Genomic DNA, 1,239 nt, shown 5'->3' with positions numbered 1-1,239 from the left:
TGCCCTGACCGCGATTGTTTGATCCACGGCATATGAGAGTCTTGCGGCCCACGACGTGGGCGGGAAGGCTCGACAAGATCATGGCGACGAGGAAGCGGCACAGTTCCGAGCAGGTTGTGCGCAAGCTGATGGCGGCCGACCGGCTGCTGGCCGAGGGCAAGGACACCGCAGCGGTGTGCCGCGAGCTGGGTGTGTCCGAAGCGACCTATCACAGGTGGCGTAACCAGTTCGGTGGGCTGAAGGCCGAGGACGCCAAGCGGCTCAAAGACCTCGAGCGCGAAAATGCCACGCTCAAGCGGTTGTTGGCTGATGCAGAGTTGGAGAAGGTCGCGCTCAAGGAGATCGCGAAGGGAAACTTCTAGGCCCGGAACGCCGGCGGGCAGCCGTTCGTCACCTCCAGCGGGTGCTGGGGGTGCGCGAGCGGTTCGCCTGCCGCGTCACCGGGCAACACCGCACCACGCAGCGCCACGGACCCACCGCGACGACACCGCAGGACCCAGACGCCGCTCTGCGGACCTGGCTTCGCGCCTATGCCAGTGACCATCCACGGCGTGGATTTCGACCCGCTTACCACGATGCTCACGCCGAAGGTTGGGCAGTCAAGCACAAGAAGGTCCAACGCCTTTGGCGCGAAGAAGGACTGCGAGTGCCGCAGCGTCGACGCCGAAAGCGCCACGGCAGCTCCACCGCGCCACCCGCCGTGGTCGCTGTGCGCCTAATCAGGTGTGGGCGGTGGACTTCCAGTTGGATTCCACCACCGACGGGCGGCCGGTCAAGATTGTCTCGATCGTCGACGAGCACACCCGCGAATGCCTGGGCGGGATGGTCGAGCGCAGTATCACCGGCGAGCACCTGATCGCCGAGCTCGACCGCCTGGCCGCTCAACGTGTCACCTACCCCACGGTGCTGCGATGCGACAACGGCCCCGAATTGGCCTGCAGCGCAATGTCCGACTGGGCCACCGGACAGGTCGGCCTGCATTTCATCCCGCCTGGCGAGCCGTGGCGCAATGGCTACGTCGAATCGTTCAACTCCCGCCTCCGCGACGAATGCTTAAACATCAACAGCTTCTGGTCACTGGCCCAGGCCCGGGTGATCATCAGCGACGCGAAACACGAGTACAACCATCACCGCCGGCATTCGTCGCTGGGCTACCAACCGCCAGCCCGCTACGCCGCCACCTGTACCCACCAATGAACGACTCTCGTTCGCCGTGGACCAGTTCACAGGGTCCGGTCA

General features: G+C 65.1%; 1 pseudogene. It reads left to right on the top strand.

The window, feature by feature from the left end:
• Nucleotides 1-80 precede the first annotated feature (80 nt).
• A pseudogene (locus AWC25_RS24145) lies at nucleotides 81-1,197 on the top strand (IS3 family transposase).
• The last annotated feature ends 42 nt before the right edge of the window (nucleotides 1,198-1,239 follow it).

It is taken from the genome of Mycobacterium sherrisii (assembly GCF_002102355.1).
In the GTDB taxonomy this organism is placed as follows: Bacteria; Actinomycetota; Actinomycetes; order Mycobacteriales; family Mycobacteriaceae; genus Mycobacterium; species Mycobacterium sherrisii.
The sequence above is the reverse complement of the archived record's forward strand: the minus strand, read 5'-3'. Positions and strand labels throughout refer to the sequence as shown.